The sequence below is a fragment of the Gammaproteobacteria bacterium genome (genome assembly GCA_033344735.1).
In the GTDB taxonomy this organism is placed as follows: Bacteria; Pseudomonadota; Gammaproteobacteria; order UBA4575; family UBA4575; genus UBA1858.
Window position 1 is genome coordinate 911,646 of record JAWPMW010000001.1, and the last position, 19,993, is coordinate 931,638.

The 19,993-nt window shown below is 39.6% G+C and carries 18 protein-coding genes; 4 read left to right on the top strand and 14 right to left on the bottom strand.

Going from position 1 to position 19,993, the window contains the following annotated elements; translation table 11 throughout:
- Positions 1 to 6: 6 nt before the first annotated feature.
- From R8G33_04755 to R8G33_04785, 7 genes are all read right to left on the bottom strand, one after another.
- The gene (locus R8G33_04755; protein ID MDW3094967.1) at positions 7 to 1,047 is read right to left on the bottom strand and encodes a zinc-binding alcohol dehydrogenase family protein; all 1,041 of its coding nucleotides are present in this window, start codon (positions 1,045 to 1,047) and stop codon (positions 7 to 9) included.
- Positions 1,048 to 1,314: 267 nt separating this feature from the next.
- Positions 1,315 to 1,602, bottom strand: a complete 288-nt coding sequence (locus tag R8G33_04760) for a hypothetical protein (GenBank protein ID MDW3094968.1) — start codon at positions 1,600 to 1,602, stop codon at positions 1,315 to 1,317.
- Between the two features lie 11 nt (positions 1,603 to 1,613).
- Positions 1,614 to 2,201, bottom strand: coding sequence for a TlpA disulfide reductase family protein (locus R8G33_04765; protein ID MDW3094969.1), 588 nt, complete (start codon positions 2,199 to 2,201; stop codon positions 1,614 to 1,616).
- Positions 2,202 to 2,306: 105 nt separating this feature from the next.
- The gene (locus R8G33_04770) at positions 2,307 to 2,840 is read right to left on the bottom strand and encodes a TlpA disulfide reductase family protein (protein ID MDW3094970.1); all 534 of its coding nucleotides are present in this window, start codon (positions 2,838 to 2,840) and stop codon (positions 2,307 to 2,309) included.
- A 9-nt stretch (positions 2,841 to 2,849) separates the two neighbouring features.
- Entirely contained in the window at positions 2,850 to 4,199 is a 1,350-nt protein-coding gene (locus R8G33_04775) for a cytochrome c peroxidase (GenBank protein ID MDW3094971.1), read from the bottom strand.
- A gap of 6 nt (positions 4,200 to 4,205) precedes the next feature.
- A complete protein-coding gene (locus tag R8G33_04780; protein ID MDW3094972.1) occupies positions 4,206 to 4,934 on the bottom strand; it encodes an SCO family protein in 729 nt (242 codons plus the stop codon).
- Between the two features lie 105 nt (positions 4,935 to 5,039).
- Positions 5,040 to 6,419, bottom strand: a complete 1,380-nt coding sequence (locus R8G33_04785; protein ID MDW3094973.1) for a selenium-binding protein SBP56-related protein — start codon at positions 6,417 to 6,419, stop codon at positions 5,040 to 5,042.
- A gap of 357 nt (positions 6,420 to 6,776) precedes the next feature.
- Between R8G33_04785 and R8G33_04790 the strand changes: the two genes are divergently transcribed.
- Positions 6,777 to 7,352 (top strand): SCO family protein, encoded by a 576-nt coding sequence (locus R8G33_04790; protein ID MDW3094974.1) that lies wholly within the window; start codon positions 6,777 to 6,779, stop codon positions 7,350 to 7,352.
- Here the strand turns inward: R8G33_04790 and R8G33_04795 are convergent, their stop codons facing one another.
- Positions 7,353 to 7,739 carry a 4a-hydroxytetrahydrobiopterin dehydratase gene (locus R8G33_04795; GenBank protein ID MDW3094975.1) on the bottom strand — a complete coding sequence of 129 codons (387 nt, stop codon included), beginning with the start codon at positions 7,737 to 7,739 and terminating at the stop codon, positions 7,353 to 7,355.
- A 154-nt stretch (positions 7,740 to 7,893) separates the two neighbouring features.
- Here R8G33_04795 and R8G33_04800 point away from each other — a divergent pair, with 154 nt between their 5' ends.
- The 3 genes from R8G33_04800 (at position 7,894) to R8G33_04810 (ending at position 12,934) form a co-directional block, all read left to right on the top strand.
- Positions 7,894 to 9,570 (top strand): NAD(P)H-dependent oxidoreductase subunit E, encoded by a 1,677-nt coding sequence (locus tag R8G33_04800; protein ID MDW3094976.1) that lies wholly within the window; start codon positions 7,894 to 7,896, stop codon positions 9,568 to 9,570.
- 32 nt (positions 9,571 to 9,602) lie between these two features.
- Positions 9,603 to 12,362, top strand: a complete 2,760-nt coding sequence (gene fdhF / locus R8G33_04805) for a formate dehydrogenase subunit alpha (GenBank protein ID MDW3094977.1) — start codon at positions 9,603 to 9,605, stop codon at positions 12,360 to 12,362.
- Between the two features lie 263 nt (positions 12,363 to 12,625).
- A complete protein-coding gene (locus R8G33_04810) occupies positions 12,626 to 12,934 on the top strand; it encodes a hypothetical protein (GenBank protein MDW3094978.1) in 309 nt (102 codons plus the stop codon).
- A gap of 77 nt (positions 12,935 to 13,011) precedes the next feature.
- Here R8G33_04810 and folP read toward each other — a convergent pair whose 3' ends face one another.
- The 6 genes from folP to R8G33_04840 all read right to left on the bottom strand — a co-directional run bounded on the left by folP (position 13,012) and on the right by R8G33_04840 (position 19,972).
- Positions 13,012 to 13,839, bottom strand: a complete 828-nt coding sequence (gene folP / locus R8G33_04815) for a dihydropteroate synthase (GenBank protein MDW3094979.1) — start codon at positions 13,837 to 13,839, stop codon at positions 13,012 to 13,014.
- 6 nt (positions 13,840 to 13,845) lie between these two features.
- Positions 13,846 to 14,766, bottom strand: a complete 921-nt coding sequence (locus R8G33_04820) for an MBL fold metallo-hydrolase (GenBank protein ID MDW3094980.1) — start codon at positions 14,764 to 14,766, stop codon at positions 13,846 to 13,848.
- Positions 14,767 to 14,837: 71 nt separating this feature from the next.
- Entirely contained in the window at positions 14,838 to 16,628 is a 1,791-nt protein-coding gene (lepA, locus tag R8G33_04825; GenBank protein ID MDW3094981.1) for a translation elongation factor 4, read from the bottom strand.
- 101 nt (positions 16,629 to 16,729) lie between these two features.
- On the bottom strand, positions 16,730 to 18,172 hold the full coding sequence (locus tag R8G33_04830; GenBank protein ID MDW3094982.1) for a DegQ family serine endoprotease: 1,443 nt from the start codon (positions 18,170 to 18,172) through the stop codon (positions 16,730 to 16,732).
- 143 nt (positions 18,173 to 18,315) lie between these two features.
- A complete protein-coding gene (locus R8G33_04835; protein MDW3094983.1) occupies positions 18,316 to 19,317 on the bottom strand; it encodes a MucB/RseB C-terminal domain-containing protein in 1,002 nt (333 codons plus the stop codon).
- A 4-nt stretch (positions 19,318 to 19,321) separates the two neighbouring features.
- Positions 19,322 to 19,972 (bottom strand): sigma-E factor negative regulatory protein, encoded by a 651-nt coding sequence (locus R8G33_04840; GenBank protein ID MDW3094984.1) that lies wholly within the window; start codon positions 19,970 to 19,972, stop codon positions 19,322 to 19,324.
- Between the last annotated feature and the right edge of the window lie 21 nt (positions 19,973 to 19,993).

A 19,993-nucleotide genomic window follows, 5' to 3' on the forward strand; every position in this document is an offset into this window, starting at 1 on the left:
AACACCTTAAAAACTCTCAAGGACAACTTTTCCCACTGCTTGATTACTTTCAATATGAGTATGGGCTCGTTTAAGATTCTCAGCATTAATAACACCATAATTTTCACCCAAGGTGGATTTAATCACTCCACTATCGACCAACTCAGCAACCTTATTTAGTAGTTCATGTTGCTTTTGCATATCTTCCGTTACAAACATAGAACGGGTATACATAAATTCCCAGTGCAAAGAAATTGATTTCATTTTTAGCTTCTTAATATCAATATGATCTTGAGGGTCGTCAATTAACGCTAATTTTCCTTGTGGTGCTAGTACTTCAACTATTTGATCAAAATGCTGATCAGTATGGGTAAGGCTGATAACGTGAGTGACATGATTGATCCCCATATCATTCAATTGCTGCTTGAAAGGTTTGTGATGATTAATTACATGGTTTGCACCTAATTCGCTTACCCAATCTTGGCTCTGTTGCCTTGAGGCAGTGCCAATAATTGTTGCATTTATCAGTTGCACAGCCAATTGAGTTAATATCGAACCTACCCCGCCTGCAGCACCAATAATTAATATGCTTGACTTGGGTGATGCATGCCCATCAACGTGATTGTCTTTGCTTGATAGAGTGAAACCAAAACGATCAAACAATATTTCCCAAGCTGTAATGGCAGTTAATGGCATCGCTGCCGCTTCGGTATTTGATAGCGAGGCTGGCTTTTTACCCACGATCCGTTCATCCACTAATTGATATTCTGCATTTGACCCAGCGCGAGTAATATCTCCGGCATACCAGACCTTGTCACCCACTTTAAATAACTCTACATCATTACCAATAGCGACAACTTCGCCCACTGCATCCCATCCAAGTATTTTATACTGGCCTGGTTCGGGTGATGCCGATGCGCGTACTTTAGTATCCACGGGATTAACAGAAACAGCCTGCACTTTGACTAATAAGTCTCGACCTTGTGCTTGAGGTGTGGGTATTTCAATATCGACTAGCGCATCTGCCTCATCGATTGATTTAGGATGTAAATAGCCAATTGCCTTCATTGTCAATCCTTATGATTGGTATAAGACTTTAATTGCTTAAAAGTCCATTCGTACAAGTATATGTAAGTATTATTCACAATCTAGGTAGTATATAAAGCCAACAAGCCAGGAAACATAATCAAATTATAATTGATAATGTGTATCAGGAAGTTTTACCCAACTGACAATGAGAAAGAATCAGGAACAGACTAAGATTTTTTATAAAGCAAGGTGCCAATGTATTTACTTTGAAAGCGTCATGAGCAGAACAAACAGCAGCTGTTGCTTTCAAGGTGAACCAAATATACATCCCTGCTCAGTCACGACTACAGGAAAATCACCCAATCCTCTCATCGTGCTCGCTACGGCATATTGTTCTAGCTGAGGTCCAATTTCATTCGCGTCTCGGCTTTGGGTAGCAGAGTACATCACGCGAATAAAGTGCGAATCGGTTTGATTAATTAGTCGAAAGCAATAACTTTCTTTATCTTGTTCTTCTTGAATCTCGAAATCTGAGAATTCGATTTGTAAATATGACAAAACTGCGTCACGGATTTCAATACGATATTCAGACACAATATTAAATATTACCCTTTGTCTGAGTCAGCATCAGCAGTCGCTAAACGCTCATACTCTTTCATAATGCCACGTAGAAAATCAACCATTTCACCTGAATTCCAATCGCGTTCACCTGTGGCCTTATAAATCAATTTACCGGAAGGGCTAATAAGAAATGTAGTTGGCAAACCTGAGACTTCCCAATTAGACAATGACATATTTTTATCAATAACAATATCGAAATCGACTGGATTATCTTTTAAAAATTGTTTTACTGTGGCTAATGCTGGACCAACATGTACACCAACCACTTTCAATCCATTGCTAGAATTTAACTTATTATGCAAATCATTCAGCGCAGGCATTTCTTTTATGCAGGGTGGACACCAAGTTGCCCAGAAATTGAGTAGTACAAATTTACCCTCATAATCAGATAAGCTGATATCTGATCCATGCGCGCTCATAAGAGTAAAGTTTGATGCTTTTGAGCCAGATATTTTGTCCATCAAACCATCTGCATGCGACAAAGATATCATTACAACTATGACGAAGATAAGCGCTGTTAATAGAGCACCTGATTTAACGAAATTTCTCTTACTGCTAGAACTACACTTCATAATTACCGCTTTGTATTTAATATATACGTTAGTAGAGTCAAATATTATAATTAAGTTCGTTTCGAAACACTTGGCCAACCCTTATTAGATAGCCATTTATCTGGCTTATTTCTCAGATACTTTAGTTTCCTCGTAATCCACAAAGACTTTCTTTAAAAAATCCACCATTGGAGGCGAATTCCACAATCTTGAGCCTACCGCTCGATAAGCAAAATTACCTTCCGGTGTCAGCAAATAGGATGTTGGCAAGCTCGGCACACCCCAATGTCCTAACTCTAAATTGATATCCATAACTACTGGGTAGCTTACTGGAGAAAGCTCTAAATGTTCATTCACGCCAATGACATCTGGACCAGCATGCACGGCAACTACCTGCAAGATATTTTCTTCAGCGAGCTGATCTAACAAGTCCTGCATTAATGACAATTCAGTACGACATACAGTGCATTTTGTAGTCCAAAAATTTACTAATACAAACTTACCTTGCAAGTCCTCAAGATTAAATTTACCACCCGTGGAATAAGGCAGCGAAAAGTTTTCAGCATGCATGGTACGCGGCATCGCATCTAATAATCTATCCGCATTTGCTATAGAGCATACAAAAATTAAGACAATGCTAGCAATAAATTTTAGTTTCATATCTCTCATCTATTTCACTTTAAATTCTGAATCATGTGCCCAGTTAGGATCTTGTGAACGAATATCACCAATAGGTGCTGCAAATCCATCTGCCACCAGGATTTGAATATTATCGCCCGTTAAAGCATTCATAAAGTCAACCAGCTGATCTATTTCTTGTTCAGTCAAATTCAAGGGCTGTATCAACGGACTAAGCAGCTCATTAGGCACACCACCCTGATTGTAAAACTCGACAACCTGACGCAAATTAGTAAACGCACCATCATGCATATAAGGCGCTGTAAGCGAGATATTGCGTAAGATAGGTGTTCTAAATTTCCAACGATCAAATGGGTTTTGTGTAATTGTGTATAGACCTACATCATTCTGCTTAGGTGTTTGCCGAACAGAATCTATGACTTCATTATCAACATTCACAAAAACGCCAGGCGCCAACTGCACTCGTGTTTGCTTGGGTTTAACACCCATAGAAACATTGTAGCCATGACCTGTATTATGCAGTAATTGATCAGTGAATAATGCGTATTCCTCATTGATCAAATGACAAGCTGAACACTTAGCTTTGCCCGTAAATAGTGCAAAACCTGCCTTTTCATCTTTGGTCAATGCATCTTCTTGTTTACCATAATACCATTGATCAAATCTTGAGTTACCTGAATTCAACGTTCTCTGGTAACTTGCTAATGCCTCTCCCACCGTCTCCATAGTGGGGCCTTTACCATCAAAGGCTTCTTCAAACAGTCCTTCGTATTCTTTGATGCCTTTTATCTTATTGATAACATAACCTATAGAAGGATTTGCCATTTCATTCATAGCAAGAAGTGGTGACCATACTTGTTGCTCTAAACTATCTTCTCTCCCATCGTGGAAAAATATATCGAAGTAACCCACGTTATAAATTGTTGGGCTATTGCGCTTAACACTACGACCTTCAAAACCAATTGCTGTGGCTAACTCATTATTAGCATAACCTTGTTCAGGTATATGGCAGATAGCACAAGAGAATGTATCGTTATGAGATAAACGACGATCAAAGAAGAGCCGACGACCTAAGCTAACCTTCTCTTCAGTCACGGGATTGCCATCAGGCATCTTCATTTTTGGCAACCCAAGAGGTGTTTGATAAACAAATTGAAGTAAGTCTGCTTGCTTACCTTTTCGCGCTGTTACACTTAGCGAATTAGTGACATAAGTTTCTTCATCATAACCATGTTTACGATCGCCTGGTCCGAATATAGCATCTTCATTAATATCTTCATTACTAGCATTAGCAATGAGAAAGGTAGATGCACTTACATATACACAACAGCCAAATAAAACTAGAATCCAGTGGCGCAATTTTAAATAATCAAGTTTCATTTCAAGCTAGCTATCTTGCTCTTCCATTATTAATGTTTTCAAGTCTGCAATTATAGATTGATCATGTAAAAAGCTTGCACTGTATTGGGTTCTTTTATTACCTTGCTTATCAATTAGAAACACTCTTAAAATATGTGCAAAGCTATTTGTAGGGTTCCCTTCTTCATCGTATTCTTGATTGACATATTGCCCAAAACTTTGCGTAATTGGATCTAATTCATTATGAGATGCTGTGGTTAAAAACTGCCATTCAGGACCACCAAAGTCTTTACTTCCTTGACCATAAAATTTCATCACTTCGGGCGTGTCATATTTTGGATCGAAACTCAAACTCACCAACCTGAGTTGGTCCGATAATTCGGGGTCGTCTTTCAATGCCTCTTTTAATTTATAGTAGACTGCTGTTACAAGCGGGCAACCATTTAAATCAGAACATTGCGTAAACATAAAGCTAAGAAGAACAACTTTATCTCCATAAAATTCTGATAGACGTTTCTGCTCGCCTTCATCTGTTAACACATCACCGTCGGCGGCCTTTCCAAACGGAGGTAACTCATAAGTCCCAGGCTCAGGCAATTCAAATTGCATATCACCCCACCCTGGTGCATGAAGAAGAACTTGATCTTCATGACTAGACAATACCGCAGAATGTTCTGCTTCATTATCTGTTTTATCGCATCCGTATAGCGATACAATTATTAGTGAAAAACAAACCAGATATACGTTTTTCATCATTCCTTTTTAATCCTCTATATAAACAAAAGGCCGCCTTCTAAGGCGGCCTTTTTTATTTACAGCTTTTACGTTTACGTAATAAACGCTAGCCTAACCTCGGTTCAATTATTTATCTACTTGAGACAACATTGTATCCGAAGAGTTCGGCTTTTGAGAGTAAAGCGAATAAGCGCCAAATCTCATTTGGTGTGCACGACCTAACTTCAATTGATAGAAGTCGATTGTGAACTGATGATCCAGTTTCTTACCATTCCAATGGAACAGTTTGAACCATTGCTCATCATCTTTACCAGTCTTATCCCAGTTACCTAACAAGGAAGTAGTGAAGTAAGCACGCTTACCATCCCAGCTTTGAGAGATCATGTTCACTTGTGAACCAATTTGATGCTCATATGTTTGCTTAGGATTGTGTGGGTCACTGATGTCAAAGTAACGTGTCTTTCCGTCCATGAAAGTTTGAACCCAAAGACCTTGGTCATCAGCGGTGATTGAGATATCAACAGGAAGAGGCACTTTTGAAGGATCGCCGATGTCAGCAACTTCCTCTGCTTGCCACTCACCATCTTTGTCTTCATAAACCAACCAGATTTTTGAAGTCAGAGCAGTTGTAGTAAAACAGAAGTTGTTAAGTCCAGACCATGCACAACGAATTTCTAAAGGTGCACCTGGTACATCAAATACCTTCTTAGGCTTACGAGTGTGCAAGTCCCAAAGTACCATTGTGTTACCAAAACGTTTCATAGCTTCTGGATCAGACAACATTTGACCGAAGTCCATCATGTAGTTTGACCAACCAGTAAATGAAGAAGTTAACATCACGTTGCGTCGTGGAAGCACTCGCACATCGTATCCATAACCGTCAGCAAAATTACCAGTCTTGTTAGCACCACGAAGATCGTCGTCAGTTGGGAACCAGTGTGCAGAAACGAAGTCGCCTTCACTAGTGTACTCGGCCATACCAGTTCGACCACCATGGTCTACATTGTTAGACAGGGCAGATACCATAATACGTCCAGGTAATGCATAGAAAGTATGAGGGCCAACCATGCCACCAGTCTTGTCAACAAAGTCAGTGATCACTTTGTGAAGGCTAGGCTGACGTGGATTTGAATGGACATCAAAAATAAAGATCTTGTTGCTATCTAAGCCACCTGCCCATAAATAGCGACGGTCATCAGATAAACCAGAGTGATGAGCTTCGTTACGACCGCCCACTGAAACGATATGGACAACTTCACCATAATCATCAGCATCTGGGTTTACAGAAATTGTCACAAGCTTATCTTGCTCGTCACCCAATCCTTCAACACCTAACGTCCATACATATACATAATCTTCCTGGCCAACAATCTTAGCCATGTAAGGTGACATGCATGTCTCATCAGCTTGAACAGCTGCAGGCATTCCACCAACTAATGCTACTGCACTGATTAATGCTGAAGCTACTGTGCCTCTTGCCCATTTAAAAGGAAGCATTTTTTTCATTGTTTAAACTCCATAAATTTTACTAATTAAAGTAGATCTAATCTCGAATCAAGATACACAAATGGTAACGGCTTAGATCCACATAAACACACACCCACGGATGGGCTAACCAAAATCCAGTTCGATGTGCGACATTATGCCGCATCTAGCCCGACTATCAAGTTCTAATAAGATACTAGTTGTCATACATCAATTGAACGTAAGATACTAAATTAGCTCGACTTATAGGTATATTCACTCAAACTGAGTGGATTTCTGAAATTAGACCCTTTTTGGTGCATTTATGACCTATATAGAGAGAAACTGTCTAGCAGACTTATAGTCTTAAAAGTATAAATTCAACCTAAATCTTAAATTATGGACATTTATAAAATTATCAAGCCATCTAGCCGCACAGCATATGCATTTATCCTATGTGTTTTGTTGTCAGCTGGCCAGGTAAATGCAGCCAAATTGGGAGGTGAATTTGAGTTAACCTCCCACAAAGGAGAAACTTTTAGACTCAGTGATATTAAAGGGAAAGTTGGAATTATATTCTTTGGATTTACCCATTGCCCAGATGTATGTCCTAATACCCTGCTAGAAATCCAGCGTTTAATCATCAACTTAGAAGACCAAGCAAAGCACTTAAAAGTACTCTTTATTAGCGTAGATCCTAAGAGAGATACTCCAAGTAAATTAAATAGTTATGTAACATACTTCAACAAAAATATTATTGGTCTAACTGGCTCTCAAGAAGACATCGCTAAAGTACTTAAACAATTTAATGCTAGCGTAAAATTTAGCGGTGATACGAGCTCAGAAACTTATAATGTAGAACACACCGCGAATATTTTTCTTATCAATAAGCAAGGCGACATTGGCAGCATCATTCTTCCTCGAACCCCCTTTAAAGTATTAGAGCAACAAGTACGCAAATTGATCTCAGAGTAATTAATCGTATTTTATATACGCAAAACGCTGATCATCAGGTACACCATCCAAATCAGGCTCATCCTTTGCTGGATCCCACTGGATAACTTCCTCTATCTTTTTAGCCAAGGCAAAATCTTTATTGGTAACGCCTTTGGCAGCGTGGTTCATCAATTTGACGACCACGAATGCATAAGAAACTGTCAAATCCGGGTGATGCCAAGCAGCTTCAGCTAAGTGACCCACTGTATTCACCACCATCAGCGTCCCTTTCCAACTATTTGTCTTATATTTACGTCGAATCCATCCATTCTCGTAGTACCAATTGGGTAACTCTTCAGCCAATCGGAGTTCAATTTGTTCATCGGTATAAGTTTCTTCAGGCTGGATATCTCGCCACTTCGCCATATTAGATCTCCATTTCTATATCGTTCGAGTTATGCTCGACTCAAAAGTCATAGCTATATTAAATCGATGATATACGCTTTCCGTCAGAAATCACGTAAAATAGCACCCTCGCATCAACTCAAATCAATTTTTACCTAGGAATCCAAGGCTCATTATGGACAAAGCAGTCACGCGCAAACGGAATAAAATGAGGGGAGAGAAACGTGGAAGAAGCGTTAATCCTCTGGCTTTACAACAAGTTCGTGAATTATTAGGTGACATGCCCATTCGGCGCGACCTATTAATTGAATATTTACATTTAATTCAGGATAAATATTTCCATATCTCTGCCGACCATATGACGGCATTAGCAAGTGTCATGAAATTAGCGACGACAGAAGTATACGAAGTCGCATCTTTCTATCATCACTTTGATTTAGTCAAAGAAGGTCATCATGCTCCACCAGAACTAACCATCAGAGTATGCGATTCGGTTAGTTGCGAAATGAATGATGCAAAAGCAATTATTAACACACTTGGAGGTAAATATAACGGTGAAATTCGCGTTCAACCTGTGCCATGTGTAGGACGTTGCGAACAAGCTCCAGTTGCGGTTGTAGGGACTAATGCAATTCCGTATGCAAACATAGATAAGATTGTCGCTGCGGTAGATAAAAATGAAAAAGAAGCTGTCGCACCTGCCTGCATTAATTTTGAAGAATACAAAAAGGATGGCGGTTATCAAACCTTATCTAAATTAATTAATGGTTCACTTTCTAAAGAAGATGTCATAACTACATTAGAAGATTCAAACTTACGTGGCTTAGGTGGCGCTGGATTCCCCGCAGGTAGAAAGTGGAGAATTGTAGGCGACCAACCTGCACCAAGAATTATGGCTGTTAATATCGATGAAGGAGAACCAGGCACCTTCAAAGATCGTTACTATCTTGAAAGAGATCCACACAGATTTTTAGAAGGCATGTTAATTGCCGCATACGTTGTTGGCACTGATGCTATTTATATTTACTTGCGAGATGAATACGCTGGTGTACGCAAAGCATTAACCAGTGAATTAGAAAAGTTAAAAGCGGGTCTACCGCACGAACTCCCTCATATTGAATTAAGGCGTGGTGCTGGCGCATATATTTGTGGTGAAGAATCAGCAATGATTGAATCCATAGAAGGCAAACGTGGTATGCCTCGTTTACGACCTCCATTTGTTGCACAAGTTGGTGTATTTGGACGCCCTACCCTTGAACACAATATGGAAACTCTTTATTGGGTACGAGATTTAATTGAACGTGGTGCGGAATGGTTCACATCGAACGGAAGACACGATCGTAAAGGATTACGTTCATTCTCTGTCAGCGGACGTGTAAAAAATCCCGGCGTGCATTTAGCTCCAGCAGGAATCACAGTTAAAGAATTAATCGATGAGTTTTGTGGCGGAATGCTGGAAGGTCATGAATTTTATGGTTACTTTCCTGGGGGTGCTTCTGGTGGAATTCTTCCCGCATCCATGGGCGACATTCCAATGGACTTTGATACACTCAATGAATACGGATGCTTTATTGGTTCAGCAGCAGTAATGATTTTCTCAAATCAAGACAGTGCAAAACAGTTAGCACATAACGCAATGAAATTTTTCTCGCATGAATCATGCGGTAAATGTACACCATGCCGAGTTGGCACTTCCAAAGCAGTTATGTTGATGGATAAAGATGATTGGAACCAACCATTAATGAAAGAACTTTCTCAAACCATGAATGACGCTTCCATTTGCGGTTTAGGTCAAGCAGCATCGAACCCAATGCAATGCGTCATCAATTATTTTCCAGAAGAATTGAAATGAAGAACTCAAATAAGGAAATGGAGTAACCACAAATGGCAGCTAACCCAAAAGATTTAAAAGAATTAAAAACGGTTGAGTTCTCGTTAAACGGAGAAAAAATTCACGCGTTTGAAGATGAAACAATTTTACAAGCAGCACGAAGAAACGGCATAGAAATTCCACATTTATGTTATACCGATGGCATGCGCGCTGATGGCAACTGTCGTGCTTGTGTTGTTGAGATTGAAGGTGAACGTGTTTTACAACCATCGTGTGTTCGTACTCCAACTGAAGGCATGGTTGTTAGTACTGAAAATGACCGCGTTCTACATTCACAAAAAATGGTGCTTGAATTATTACAGTCAGACATCGTCGATAAAAAATATACTTTAAATAGCGAGCTTGATGAATGGTCACAAAAACTTGAAATTGGCTTGCCACGTTTTGAATCACGTCATAATCCTGAACAAGATCTATCTCACCCAGCAATTGCTGTAAATTTAGATGCTTGCATTCAATGCACACGTTGTTTACGTGCCTGCCGAGAAGAGCAGAACAATGATGTAATTGGCTACGCTAACCGTGGTTCACATTCTGAAATTGTGTTTGATATAGCGGATCCGATGGGTGATAGCTCATGTGTCGCTTGCGGAGAATGTGTGCAGGCTTGTCCGACGGGCGCTCTGATGCCATCAAAAGAATTAGGCCTGCAGGAACCAGACAAAAAAGTAGATTCAACCTGCCCTTACTGTGGTGTTGGCTGTTTACTTACATTCAACATCAAAGATGAAAAAATTATTTACGTTGAAGGCCGCGATGGTCCCGCCAATAAGGGGCGGCTATGTGTCAAAGGGCGCTATGGTTTCGATTACATCCATAATGAGCGTCGTTTAACCAAGCCTTTAATTCGCAAAGAAGGTGCAGCTAAAGTGACAGACATTGAAAATCTCTCGCAAGATGAGATTAGTGCAATGTTTAGAGAAGCCACTTGGGATGAAGCATTAGAGTTTGCTGCTAAAGGTCTTCGAGATATTCGTGATGACCTTGGTGGCAATGCACTAGCAGGCTTTGGTTCTGCTAAAGGCTCAAACGAAGAAGCCTACTTATTCCAGAAACTAATTCGCACTGGCTTCAAGACTAACAACGTTGATCACTGTACACGTTTGTGTCATGCCTCTTCTGTTGTCGCATTACTAGAAGGTTTGGGTTCAGGTGCAGTTTCCAATCAAGTTGCTGAGGTTGAAGACGCAGAAGTAATTTTAATTATTGGCTCAAACCCAACGACCAACCACCCAGTGGCTGCGACATTCATCAAGAATGCTGCGCGTGATGGTAAAAAATTAATCGTTATGGACCCTCGCCGCACTGAGATTGCACGTCACGCAGATTATGTATTGCAATTCAAACCAGACACAGATGTTGCCATGCTAAATGCCATTATGCATTCCATTGTTAAACAAGGCTTAGTGGATAAAGACTTTATTGAAAAACGTACAGAAGGTTATGCTGAACTTGAAGAACATCTAAAAGATTTCTCTCCTGAAGAAATGGAAAAAATCTGTGGCGTTCCTGCAGAAACATTACACGAGGTAGCACGAGTTTATGCATCTTCTAAAGCATCAATTATTTTCTGGGGCATGGGTGTTTCACAGCACATTCATGGCACCGATAATGCACGTTGTTTGATTGCATTATCATTAATTACCGGCCAGATTGGCAAACCCGGTTCTGGTTTACATCCCTTGCGCGGTCAAAACAATGTGCAAGGCGCATCAGATGTGGGCTTAATTCCAATGGTTTTCCCTGATTATCAACGTGTGGATAACCCAGAGGCACAGGCTAGATTTGAAAAACTTTGGGACACCCAATTAGATCCTAACCCAGGGTTAACCGTAGTAGAGATCATGGACGAAATCACTGATGGCAAAATTTTAGGTATGTACGTTGAAGGAGAAAACCCTGCAATGTCTGACCCCAACTTAAACCACGCGCGTAAAGCCTTAGCATCACTAAAACATTTAGTCGTACAAGACATATTTATGACTGAGACCGCATTATTTGCTGATGTAGTTCTCCCAGCCTCTGCTTTCCCCGAGAAAGATGGCTCGTTTACCAATACTGATCGTCGCGTACAACTTGGACGCCAAGCAGTTAACCCACCAGGTGAGGCCAAACAGGACTTGTGGATAATCCAAGAGATAGCCAAACGTTTAGACTGTGATTGGAACTATTCAAGTCCAAGTGACGTATTTGCAGAGATGCGTTTAGGTATGGACTCAATTAAAGGCATGTCGTGGGAACGCTTAGAACAAGACAATTCAATCACATATCCATGTGATACCCCTGAAGATCCGGGTCAAGGCATTATATTTATTGATGACTTCCCTACTGCAAGCGGTAAAGGCAAATTAGTGCCAGCCAAGTTTACTAATGCTGATGAATTACCTGATAGCGAATATAGTTTTGTATTAATCACTGGCCGTCAATTAGAACATTGGCATACTGGTGCAATGACGAGACATGCATCAATGTTGGACGCAATTGAACCAGTACCAGTGGCATCAATTAACCCAAAAGATCTAGAGAAATTAGGATTAAAACCAAACGAAATGATCCGTTTAAGCTCACGTCGTGGCAGCATTGAATGTTATTCGCGTGTTGATAGTGGTTTGAGACAAGGCCAAGTATTCATGCCATTCTGTTATCATGAAGCAGCTGCTAACCTATTAACGACAGATGCACTAGATCCGTTTGCTAAAATTCCAGAATTTAAATTCTGTGCAATCAAATTAGGTCCGGTCGAAAAACATTAACCTAGATGTATCCTTCCAATCTCTGAGGTAGCAAATATGCCAGAGATTGGTAATTCTCCCATTGAAATTACCCTACCTTATATAAAGTTAAATTATATAAGGTATTTCAATGTCAACCAATTAGCTTCTTCTTCGTTATAAGCAGTAAGAATTGTCGTTTTATTACGATCTATTTCTTAAGCGCATTAAACTAAATAATTCACCATACGTTTAGTGCAGTCTTAAAATTTATGCCTTCGCAAAAGGCTTAAGGAGATTTAGCGATGTCGATAAATTTCACCAAATCAACAACAATAGCTGGAACGGTATTATTACTTTCTTTATCTACTAGCAGTTTTGCTAGCGGCATCTATGGAAGTGTTGGATATGGACATCACCCTATCCATATAGTGGTCGGTTACAATGGACATGGTAAACATTATGGCCATAGACGCCATCACTACAAGCACTACAATCATAAAAGGCATTACAACCATCATAGACGTCATTACTATAAGCATGCTTACAATTACGGGCACAAAGCTCGTCACCATTATAATCAACCTAGAAAATATTGCAGATCTGGATATTAATAATTAAATAAAAAACTTGATACAAAAAAGGCAAACTTAACGTTTGCCTTTTTAAATTCTAAATTCTTATGAGAGTTTTATTTACACATTTTAATTGCATAACTAACATCTGCAGCCTGACGATTCTGCCAAACATCATGCACTCTAAATATTTTAACTCCTGCTTCTACACCTAATGCTGTAGTAGCACAGGTTGCTGGCATGCGCTGCGACGGATCTTCAGTCGCACACACTTCACTCATAAATCGCTTTCGACTTGTACCTAACAATACAGAATAATCTGTTTCGCAAATTTGATTAAGCTGGTTTAACAATTCAAGATTATGTTGGGTACGCTTACCAAAACCAATTCCAGGATCCAAAATAATATTATTTTTAGATAGCCCTAAATCTTGTATTTTTAATGCTTGCGTGACTAAGAATTCTTTAACTTCTTTTGCAGCATTAACATAACTCGGATTATCTTGCATATTATCTGGGCGACCTTGCATATGCATAATGCAATATGGCACATTGCGTTCAGCAACTAGTTTCATAAGATTTGCATCGTCAGTACCACCTGTCACGTCATTAACAAATCCAGCCCCTGCATCTAAAGCTGCTTCTGCGACATCACTTAATGTAGTATCAATGCTAATAAGCACATCATCAGAAATTTCCTGAGATAAAGCAGAAATGACATCTAATACACGTCGCTTTTGTTCTACAGCATCAACACGCTCAGAACCGGGACGAGTAGACTCTCCACCAATATCAATAATATCTGCACCTTCATCCACCATCTCCAAACCGCGTGCAACAGCATCTCGTGTACTTACATACCTTCCTCCATCTGAAAAACTATCGGGAGTGACATTTAATATGCCCATTATTAACGGACTTTGCTTATATAGAAGTTTACTCATGATTGATTACTCAACATTTATACGCTGTATATCTATAGAACTACCGACACCAATTTTCATTAAATCATAACCCATGACAACATCACCAGAATATTGTTGTTTAATTTCATCAATTACCTGACTCTCGGGCACACCAAATAATAAAACGTGGTTGAGAACCGTCATTTTTGGTTTAGTTTTATTTAAAGTATCAGCCATTTGCTCAGGATTTGTATGGTAGGCCACCACACTAGATAAACGCTTATTTCGTTTTAGCAATGATGGACTTGCTGCAGTAATTTCATGAATCAGCAAATCTGCCTGCTGCGTATTTTTAATAAGATTTTCGGAGTAAGTAGTATCCCCTGAAATCACGACTGTTCGATCACCAAATTCAATTCGATAACCATAGGCTGGTTTAACAGGTGAATGCTCGACGAGAAAAGCACTTATTTTGACATCTTCTTTTTCATAAATCGTATTAGGCGTAATTTCGACACTTTCTATTTTTGCCTTTTCATCATCATGGCCAACATTTGCAACACGATATGAAATATCAGCTGCATACGCATTACGCAAACCCTCAACCAACTGATGGGTACCTAACGGCCCATGAACATTTAATTTTTCCTGCCGCTGCCACACCCAGCCAGTAATCCATAAATCATCTAATCCCGAGATATGATCTGAATGTAAGTGTGTCAAAAACACCTTATCAATTTGATTAGGCGTGATGCCTGCTTGTTGAAGTCGAATCGTTGCCCCTCGACCAACATCAAATAGAAAATATTGACCGCCCGCATTAACTAAAGTCGCTGACCCAAAACGCTCGATACTTGGTCGAGGAGTCCCTGTTCCTAGAAGGGTGACTTCCATATAGTCAGCATTTGCTGATTGCAGCAATACGATTGATAAAAGCAATAAATTTAGTGTTTTTGTCATCGTCATAATGAATCAGTTATTTTTCAACCTATTCAACACTCCACGAAACTTGTCATAACCATGGTAATGACAGAAATTTATTTACTAACCTTCAATACCGCTAAGAATGCAGCTTGAGGCACTTCTACACTACCAATCTGCTTCATGCGTTTTTTTCCTTCTTTTTGTTTTTCTAATAATTTTTTCTTACGAGTAATATCTCCACCATAACATTTTGCAGTTACATTCTTGCGTAAAGCTTTAATGGTGGTACGTGCAATAATTTGTGTTCCTATGGCAGCTTGCACAGCCACATCATACATTTGGCGCGGTATAAGATCTTTTAGCTTCACTGCCAATGCATTGCCATAAGTGCGCGAATGATCAGTATGCACAATGACTGACAATGCATCGACTCGCTCACCATTAATTAATATATCCAGCTTCACTAATGGTGATGCTGAAAAATGTGAATGATGATAGTCAAACGAGGCATAACCACGACTAACAGATTTTAACCGATCAAAAAAATCTAGCACCACTTCATTCAATGGAATATCAAATGTAATGGCCACTTGGCTTCCGTGATATACAAGATTCTTTTGCACACCACGTTTTTCTATACACAATGTAATCACATTTCCCACATACTCATGTGGCACTAATATATTTGCAGTTATAACAGGCTCATGAATTGAGTCTACTTTATTTGTTGGTGGCAATTCTGCTGGATTATGAATATCTAAAATTTCGCCGTTCGTTAAATGAATCTGATAAACAACAGTAGGTGCTGTAGTGATTAAATCTAGATCATATTCACGCTCTAAACGTTCTTGAATAATTTCCATATGCAACATACCCAGGAATCCACAGCGAAAGCCAAAACCTAATGCCTGCGAAGTTTCTGGTTCAAATGAAAATGATGCGTCATTTAATTTCAGTTTATCCAGCGCATCACGAAAATTTTCATAATCATCAGAATTAACTGGAAAGATACCTGCGAATACATTGGGATTAACTTCTTTAAATCCTGACAAGGGTTCTTCTGCTTGTTTATCAGATGAAGTTAAAGTATCACCCACTTTTGCACTAGAAATATCTTTGATTCCACAAATCAAGAATCCTACTTGCCCGGCAGATAATTTATTACGTTCTTCTCGTTTAGGGGTAAACACACCAAGCCTGTCAACCTGATAAGCTCGCCCCGTAGACATTGAAATAATCTTTTGTTTTGGCCTAAGACAACCATCAAATACACGTACTAATGTAATAACGCCTACGTAGCTATCAAACCATGAATCAATAATCAGTGCCTTTAATGGTTTATCAGGATCACCCTGTGGTTCAGGAATGTTGTTGACTAGCGCTTCTAATACATCTTCAACACCTTGACCGGTTTTTGCACTGACTAAAATCGGGTCAGTCGCATCAATGCCTATTACTTCTTCAATTTCTTCAGAAACGCGCACTGGTTCTGCTGCTGGTAAATCGATCTTATTCAGTATCGGTAGTACTTCTAACCCTAACTCAACTGCGGTGTAGCAGTTAGCGACACTCTGTGCTTCTACGCCTTGAGACGCATCGACAATTAACAATGCGCCTTCGCATGCAGCTAAGGATCGTGAAACCTCATAAGAAAAATCGACATGTCCTGGCGTATCAATGAAATTCAGGTCATAGGTATTTCCATCTTTAGCCTTATAAGGTAACGACACCGCCTGAGCTTTGATGGTTATGCCTCTTTCTTGCTCAAGATCCATTGAATCCAGTACTTGTGCACTCATTTCACGGTCGCTTAGACCACCGCAATGCTGAATAAAGCGGTCGGCCAGGGTCGATTTGCCGTGATCAATATGAGCAATAATGGAAAAATTTCGTATGTATTTCATCAATGAGTGGGCAAAAATATTTGGTAAACAATAAAAAAGCGGGCTTAGTCAGCCCGCTTCCAATGATACAACGCAATTATGGGGGAAATGTTTACTAACTGCTACTTTTCCTCGTCAGCAGGGATCTTAAGCGCAAGGAATTGTGGACCTTGTCTGCGCTGGACCAAGATAGAAGCAAATTTACCTTTAGGTAATTTTTCTACTATTTCCTTAAGACCCACCACCGTCTGAATTTTCTCGCCGTTAATTAGCTGTAGTACATCACCTTTACGTATACCTGCTGATTTTGCCGCACCTTCAGCAACAGACGATATATACAATCCATGGGATAATTCAGATTCCTCTAGCTCATCTTTAGTTAATGCACGAACATCCATTCCTAGTATACCGTCAGACACCTTCTCTACGGCCTCACCTGCCACTACTTGATCAGAGTCTGGTAATTGACCAATTATCACTTTCACGGTGCTTAACTTGCCATCACGCATTATTTTGAGTTTTACTTGCTCACCTACTCGCACTCGTCCCACCATTGGTGGCAGTGCTGCAGAATTTTGTACTTCTTGTCCATTAAAGAAAAGAATTACATCACCAACTTTAATGTCGGCATCTTCGACTGGGCTACCATCCATAATTTTTGCAACTAATGCACCCATGGGTTTATCCATTCCAAATGACTCAGCTAACTCCCGTGTGACCTCTTGAATGTAAACACCTAGCCAACCACGCGATACATATCCATTTTCTTTAAGTTGATCAATAACATCCATCGCCACTTCAACAGGAATCGCAAACGACAGGCCCATAAAGCCACCAGTACGACTGTATATTTGCGAGTTAATGCCAACCACTTCACCATCTAAATTGAATAATGGTCCACCTGAATTGCCAGGATTAATTGCCACATCTGTTTGAATGAAAGGAACGTAGTTTTCATTAGGAAGGCTTCTACCTTTTGCACTAACAATACCTGACGTTACAGAATGATCAAAACCAAAAGGCGAGCCAATTGCTAAAACCCACTGGCCGACTTTTAGCTTTGTTGCAGAACCCAATTTCACCACAGGTAAATCTTTTGCATCAATTTTCAATAACGCTATGTCACTACGTGGATCACTACCTATAAGCTCTGCTTCAAGTTGGCGTCGATCACTGAGTTTCACAATAATCTCATCAGCGCCTTTAACTACATGATGATTAGTAACAACATAACCATCGTCAGACACAATAAAACCAGAACCTAAAGAACGAGAATTAAAGTAATCTTCATGCGGACCTTGCTGACCTCCAAAAAACTTTTCGAGAAAATCACCCAATGGGCCATCTTGTGGAATGTCAGGAATTTCGGCATTAGGAGGTAGTCCACGACGTGCTGGCTGTTGCTTAGTAGTACTAATATTCACCACTGCACCAGCATTATTTTCTACTAACTTAGTAAAATCTGGTAGGCCGTGCTCTGCATTAGCAATACTGCTATATGCAAATATAATTAAAATTAAGAAATATAATAAATGTAACGTTCTATTTGTTTGCAACAAAGCTATTCTCCTTCAAAAAAGCAGCTTTTTGTATTAGTAGTCTCACTTATGCTTGATTCTTATATATTCCATTAGAATCATGATTCATTCCATTTTACGAATCACTTTACTACTGACAAAACCGACTAACGAAAAGTTCTCAAATAATTTTACTGTTCACCATGAACAATTGACGAACCGATCATTTTAACGGTCTCATTTGGCACTTCTCCTAGCACAGTAATTTGATGGTTATCAAACCCTCTAGAAAAAGCATTGATTGATCCGCGTCTACTTAACCCTTCAAACATTTTACTAAGTTTACGTGGCTTGATAATAAACACTGATACTGAAGCAACACCATCAGATACCACCATATGGTGTACTGGCTCATCACTGGTTGTCATTAAACGCTGACTTATTTTACTCACAGAAAAACCAGGAGGTAGCTTTGATACACGCCAGCTTTTTTCATAATTTTGTTGGATTTGCGCTTTCTCGCCCGGATGCTTTGATTTGCGCCATGTGAAGCCCTCTATATCATTTTCAGGGTGAAAATTAATATGATCCACAGACTCTAAGTACTGCACATTAGTAAACATCACTTCTTCAAGCAAATGCCCACGAGGATGAATCATTTTAGATCGAAGAAGCATTCCACTTTCAGGTTCAATACATAATTCATAGCCATATCGAAATTGATCAATGGGCTTAATTGCAAGTACCTTGCAGTCATGCTCTGCAATTCTACTAACTGAGCCTGAAATAACCGTATAATTTTGAGTAAGACTCTCTAACTCTCTTGGTACGATAGTTGGAATACCATGATGAGCGGAGGATGGATCTACAGTCACCAAATTACGCATAGGCCAAACACACGTGACTGTCTCATCATCTCGCACTACTTCGCGAGGTTCACCACTTAACGAAGTTAATCGCTCTTTGACTTCCCCATCGACAACACCATGAACAATTCGCATCGAATCTAATTGGCCATTGTGCATAAAAACAAATGTGCCTTGATAATTCACTTTATCGACGTGGTTAAGCATTTTTGTTATTAGCTCATGACCCTCCGTATTGGCATTAATTTGTACTGGTGTGGTGGTAGGAGTTTGTGCTTGCACATAAGTTGCAAACATAATAATTCCTATGGTCACTATAGATCGCATGGAATTATTCTTTAACATCCTTCAGCTCAATTATTTCAACGTAAGGAGAAATAATACGTTGGCTTCCATAGCCAGCATGACCTTGGATATAAGGATTCAACTCTTGATAATATACTTTTTCTTCTACTTGAGGATTACTCTGTATAGCTTCCAGCTGTTGAACTGTAGCGGGCGCAAATTCAACTTGCTGAGAATCATTTATTGCAATTGATTCAGCAGGCATCATCTCATCGGCAGCTTCCTGTTGACTAATAGCAACTTCTGGAATATCTACAGCAGTAGGTTGATTGAAATTTTGATAGGTGACAATTGAAAATGCTGCAACTGATGCAGCAACTGCTAAGCCGGCAACTTGCTTAACATAACTACCGACACGTTTAATACTTGCTTTGGCTGGAGACTCTTGTTCTTGCTCATAACCTTCTTTACTGATTGCCTGCATAACTTGTTGTGAAAAATCATTATCAATTTGCGCAGGAAAGTGTTTATTCATAATAGCGCTAACTGCATTATAACGTACCCAAGTTTTTTCACCTTCAGGTTTTGCTAGCACACTGGAATTTAATCTACGTCTTTCAAATTCCGATAAATCTTCATCAATACTTGCACTGATTAATTCCAGATCTTTTTCAGATATTTCTGTTTCTATACTCATAATAGTGACTCTATTAAAATA